Source organism: Sebaldella sp. S0638 (genome assembly GCF_024158605.1).
In the GTDB taxonomy this organism is placed as follows: Bacteria; Fusobacteriota; Fusobacteriia; order Fusobacteriales; family Leptotrichiaceae; genus Sebaldella.
Window position 1 is genome coordinate 1 of record NZ_JAMZGM010000170.1, and the last position, 6,187, is coordinate 6,187.

At 33.2% G+C, this 6,187-nt stretch carries 3 protein-coding genes and 1 pseudogene; 3 read left to right on the plus strand and 1 reads right to left on the minus strand.

The window, feature by feature from the left end; translation table 11 throughout:
* Positions 1-874: 874 nt before the first annotated feature.
* Both recQ and NK213_RS18615 read left to right on the plus strand, forming a co-directional pair.
* On the plus strand, positions 875-2,653 hold the full coding sequence (recQ, locus tag NK213_RS18610) for a DNA helicase RecQ (protein ID WP_253352047.1): 1,779 nt from the start codon (positions 875-877) through the stop codon (positions 2,651-2,653).
* 95 nt (positions 2,654-2,748) lie between these two features.
* On the plus strand, positions 2,749-3,420 hold the full coding sequence (locus NK213_RS18615) for a DKNYY domain-containing protein (RefSeq protein WP_253352049.1): 672 nt from the start codon (positions 2,749-2,751) through the stop codon (positions 3,418-3,420).
* 186 nt (positions 3,421-3,606) lie between these two features.
* Here the strand turns inward: NK213_RS18615 and glmS are convergent, their stop codons facing one another.
* Entirely contained in the window at positions 3,607-5,436 is a 1,830-nt protein-coding gene (gene glmS / locus NK213_RS18620; RefSeq protein ID WP_253352051.1) for a glutamine--fructose-6-phosphate transaminase (isomerizing), read from the minus strand.
* 600 nt (positions 5,437-6,036) lie between these two features.
* Between glmS and NK213_RS18625 the strand changes: the two are divergent.
* Positions 6,037-6,187, plus strand: a pseudogene (locus NK213_RS18625) (hypothetical protein); the annotation flags it as partial.

The window sequence follows — 6,187 nt, forward strand, 5'->3', positions numbered from 1 at the left end:
TGCTGTCTATTTTGTGATACTCATTTTTTTATTTAAAAATTCTTCTTTTTTTCCTTGACATTTTATAACTGGTCTAAGTTTCTCTTCTTATTTTATATGGTAATTTTATCATCAGAAATGGAAAAATCCCATTTGGATATCGGCTGATTAGGGGTGGTTTTGAAAGTAACTGTGTATTGGAATTTTGGCATTTAAAACAATATTTTTTAGTTTTCTTAGTTTTACTCTGTTTTTTGGTTTCGATCGGGGAATGCTAAATGTGGTTTGTTTTATCTCTGTGGGGACAGCCAGTTAGCTTTCATTAATCTATTTTATCTTGCTGGATACTAATATATGAAAGGTTACTGGCTGTAAAAGTTTCACTTTATCCCGGTTTAACACTCAGTAATCTTTCATAGGTATTGTATAATAAGATAAAGTATGTTAATGAAAGCTAACTGACTGTAAAACCCCGATTCTGTTCAACTAATTAATTAGCGTTTACTAAAGTAACCGCTAATTAAAGTTTCACTTTATCCCGGTTCAACACTCAGTAGCCTTTCATCTGATATCACACAGTAAGGAAAAGTCATGTTAATGAAAAGCTACTGAGTGTTAAACCCCGATTTTGCTCAAGTAAATATTTTGTGTGCCCGACAGGGTACACAAAATAAACTTTCACTTTATCCCGGTTTAACACTCAGTAGCCTTTCATATGATATAGCACAATAAGAAAAAGTTATGTTGATGAAAAGCAACTGACTGTAAAACCCCGATTTTGCTCAAGTAAATATTTAGTGTACCCTGTCGGGCACACAAAATAAACTTTCACTTTATTAATTCCCCCAAAAATGCTATGATTTAAAAAGAAAAAATAACAGATTGAGGTGTACTTATGACCAAAGCAATTTCTATTCTAAATAAATATTTCGGATATAACTCTTTCAGAAGAGGTCAGGAAGAAATAATAAATTCCATAAATGATAAAAAAGATATACTTGCCGTTATGCCAACAGGAGGCGGGAAATCTATATGTTACCAGATACCGGCCCTTATGCTCGACGGAATAACAATTGTTATTTCCCCTTTGATATCATTAATGAAAGATCAGGTAGACACATTAAACGAGCTGGAAATAAAAGCCTCGTATATTAACAGCAGTCTCAGTGACAATGAAATTTTTTATATTCTCACTGATGTAAAAAATAAAAAAACAAAAATACTTTATATAGCACCGGAAAGACTAAATTCTCCCAGCTTCATAAATTTAATGAAAAATCTCGACGTATCTCTGGTCGCAATTGATGAAGCACATTGTGTGTCTCAGTGGGGACACGATTTTAGAAAAAGTTACAGAAATATTCCCGAATTTATAAATGTATTTCCCAAAAGACCAGTAGTGACTTGTTTTACTGCCACTGCTACAAAAGAAGTACGGGACGACATTGTAAGTATTCTGGAATTAAGAAGCCCTAAGGTCTTTATCACAGGATTTAACAGAGAAAATCTGAAAATCAAAGTGATCAAAGGTGAAGTGAAAAAGAAGTATATAGTAGACTATGTAGGAAAAAATGACGGACAGGCCGGTATTATTTACTGCTCGACTCGAAAGGAAGTCGACAGTGTGTACGAACTTTTGAAAGGGAAATTCCACACTGTGACAAGATATCACGGCGGTCTCAGTGATGAAGAAAGAAAACGCAATCAGGAAAATTTTATTTATGATAAATCTAATATTATAGTAGCGACTAACGCATTTGGTATGGGGATTGACAAGCCCAATGTGAGATACGTTATTCACTATAATATGCCGCGTAATATCGAAAACTATTATCAGGAGATAGGACGTGCCGGAAGAGACGGACTAAACAGTGAGTGTGTGATGCTTTATTCGCCGAGAGATGTTCAGATTCAGAAATTTTTAATAGAAAATAGCACTGAAAGCGAAGAAAGAAAAGCACATGAGTATAAAAAATTAAGAACGATTACTGATTTTATTCATACTGATAATTGTTTAAGAAATTACATTCTGGATTACTTTGAGGAAAAATATGAAGGAGAATGCGGAACTTGCAGTAATTGTGACGGTAATTACGAAATGACCGATAGAACAATAGATGCACAAAAGGTTCTTTCATGTGTTTATAGAATGAAACGTCCTTATGGTATAAATATGATAGTAGATGTACTAAAAGGGTCAAAAAATCAAAAAGTTCTGGGCTTTAAACTAAACGAACTTTCTACATACGGAATTATGAAAGAATATACAAAAGAAGATCTGAAAAGTTTTGTAAATACTTTGATTGCCCATAATTATCTGGACTATATTGACGGTGAATTTCCAGTAGTTACCGGTAATGATAAATCTGTAAGAGTACTTAAATCACTGGAAAAAGTTCTGTTTAAAAATGTTAAAAAATCAGCACCTGTATTTGAACATAATGAATTATTCGACAGATTGAGAGACTTGAGAAAGCAGATAGCTCAGGCGGAAAATGTTCCGGGATATATAGTTTTCGGTGATAACTCACTGAAAGAGATGAGTGTAAAATATCCGCGTACATTTGAACAATTCCTTGAGATCAGCGGTGTAGGAGAAGCTAAGCTGAAAAAATACGGAATGGAATTTTTGAGCCTGATTAATGAATATGTTATAGAAAAAGGAATAAGTTAATATTCTTAAATAGTATAAGATAAATGATGATTTTATCGGAATTTTGGAATCGTAACTGATATATTATATAGCGAGAATAGATAACAGGAGGTTTTATGAAAAAAGGAATATTTTTACTTATGGCAGTATTGGTGTTTTTAGGATTCTCTATGGTTAAAAGTAATAATATATCAGGAAATAAGGCAGCCAAAAAAGAGTTTGAAATAAAAAGCGGTTCTGTGTATTATCTGGATAAAAAAGTGAAAAGCCTTGATGCAGCGACATTTAAAACACTTAATAAATATTATGCCGAAGATAAAAACGGAATTTATTTTTATGATGATTCGAAAATAGAAACAGAAAATCCTGTGATAAAGACTTCGGGTAGTGTACTTCCTGAAACGGAATATTTGGTTTTTGAAGAATACATATTTTACAAAGGTAATTTTTATATGAGCGGCAGATTAATCGGAGAGAGTCATGGAAATAGATTTGATTTTGATAAAAAAACACTGAAGATAACAGGGATTCAGCCAGTAGAGGGGGAGATTCCCTGCGGAGGAAAAGACTGGTCCGGTTCGTGCAGTATTATACATCGTGATTTGATTTTTTCTGATAAAGATGGTGTATATATAACTATTGAACATATGGACATATGGAAGTTCAACGGGATTGACCCGGGAACTTTTGAAAAAACAGGCGACAGTCAATATAAAGATAAGAACGGCAGCTATACAATGGAAGAATTATGGGAAAGAGCAGTACAAAACTGGAGAAAAATTAAGTAAAACAATATAGTAAAGCTCTGGCGGTGAGATTTTAGACAGATAGTATAGTATCAAATACAAATTTTTGAAAAATACAATTATAATAAAAAACCGGAGAAATAAGAACATATTAAATGTCCTGATTCTCCGGTTTTTCTGCTAGTTTAGCATTTTTGAAATATAGATATTAATTTTTGAAAACAAATTTTATTCCACAGTAACAGATTTAGCAAGGTTTCTTGGCTTATCCACATCATTGCCTTTAGCAACTGCCAGATGGTAGGCGAATAACTGATGAATAATAATACTCAGGAAACAAGCTAGATCATCATTAACTTTTGGTATGTAAAATACTTTGTCACATACTTCCTCGATATTTTTCGTTCCTTCTTTAGCAATGGCTATAACATAAGCACCTCTTGCTTTTACCTCTTTTATATTAGAAATAGATTTATCCAGTAATGAATCCTGTGTAACATTAATTACTACAGGTACTCCGTCATCAATCAGTGCAATGGTACCATGCTTTAATTCACCAGAAGGAAAAGCTTCCGAGTGAATATATGATATTTCCTTTGATTTTAATGAACCTTCCAGTGCAGTGAGGTAATCAAGACCTCTTCCAAGATAGAACATGCTGTGTTGTTTTATAATATGTTCTGAAATTTCTTCAAGCTCTTTTTCATATAATAAAGTTTTAGCTACTTTTTCTTCAAGTTCGAATAACTCTTTCACAAGTTCTTTTGCATTTTCAGACGAAAGTTTCCCTACTTTTTGTGCATAGTCTATAGCTATTAAGTAAAGAACAACAAGCTGTGTAGTGTAAGCCTTGGTAGAAGCAACCGCAATTTCAGGGCCTGCCCATGTATAAACTACGCTGTCGGCTTCTCTTGAAATAGAAGAACCTACTACATTTGTAATTGCCAGAACTTTTGCACCAGATTTTTTTGATTCTTTCAAAGCTTCAAATGTATCAAGTGTTTCACCTGACTGACTCAGGACGATAACCAGAGTTTTGTCATCCACAATAGGATTTCTGTATCTGAATTCAGAAGCAATATCTACTTCCACTCTTATTCTTGTTAGTTTTTCCAGTATATATTTTCCTATAAGTCCGGCATTGTATGCTGTACCACAGGCAACTATGTATATTTTATTTACATTTTCAAGCAGTTCTTTTGTAAGTCCAATGTCCTCAAATTTGATATTATAGTTCTCATCAACTCTGCTTTTTAGAGTCTTTGTTATTACTTCAGGCTGTTCATATATTTCTTTAAGCATAAAGAAGTCATATCCGCCTTTTGAAGCTGCTTCGATATCCCATTCTACATGAAAAATATCTCTGTTAATAAGATTTCCGTCCTGATCCATGATTTTTATGCTGTCTTTTTTTATTTCTACAATTTCTCCGTTTTCAATAAGATACATATCTCTTGTATACTTAAGTATAGCAGGTATGTCAGAAGCCAGATAATTCTCACCTTTTCCGATTCCCACAATAAGAGGACTTTCTTTTCTTACTGCTATAATTCTGTCAGGATCTTTAGTAGACATAACTCCCAGAGCATAAGCACCCTTGAGTGATTTCAAAGTTTTTCTTACTGCTTCAAGAATGTCGCCGTCAAAATTCATATCCAAAAGATGAACAATAACCTCAGTATCTGTTTCAGATAAAAATTCGTAACCTTTTGATATAAGATCTTTCTTTAATTCAAGATAGTTTTCTATAATTCCGTTATGAACGACAACTAAAGTCTTATCTTTATTAAAATGTGGATGTGAATTAGTATCAGACGGCTTTCCGTGTGTAGCCCATCTTGTATGTCCTATACCGATAGTCCCTTCAATAGGATTCATATGAAGCTCGTCAGCAAGTCTTTGCAGTCTTCCTTCCTTTTTAGTGACAACAAATTTACCATTCCCAGTGTTAACTGCTATTCCTGCAGAGTCGTACCCTCTGTATTCCAGTTTCTCTAATCCGTCCATTACAAAATCTTGGGCTCTTTTAGTCCCAATATAACCAACTATTCCGCACATAATATGCCTCCTCAAAATATTTAATTTTCAAGGAAGATTGTCACTGCAGTAATTTTGTATCTGTAATTGCTTACAGGATTTGTTTACTGCTGGGGTTGTGACCACCCTAAGAGTACCCGCCGAAAATATTCGATAACTCTTAACTCCTCGTCACCTTGTTTTTTAGAGATTGATATAAATCTGTATGATTAATGAAACGTCTCTTTCAATAATCAGGTGTTATTTATTTGTATTGTAAAGCTCTAAAAATTTAAGGTCTGGCGCTTATTTAATGTTTTTAACCTTCCATAAAAAGCATTGTATCAGAAATAGAAAAAATAAGCAATACTTTTTTGATTAAAAAATGAATTATTAATTTTTATGTTTTTTTATCTGAGCTTGAAGGTCGTTTTTCATTGTGTTCCAGAAGGAGATAGAATTCATTTTTAATGAATTGAAATCATAGAGTGTAAATTAGCGAAGAAAAAACGGAAATAAAAAAACCATTCTGAAGCTGGACATTAAGATTAAATATCTGATATAATAGGGTAACGTTGTAAAAAAATAAATAGTTTCAAAAAGTCACTATGATAAAAATAAATGTTAAAGAGGAGATGTAAAATGGAAAAAAATGTAAAACAATTATCAGTGGACGCAATAAGAATGCTCGGAGTAGATGCGATCGAAAAATCAACGTCAGGACACCCGGGTATAGTGTTAGGTGCGGCACCTATGGCTTACACACTTTGGAGCGAACATCTTAATGTAAACC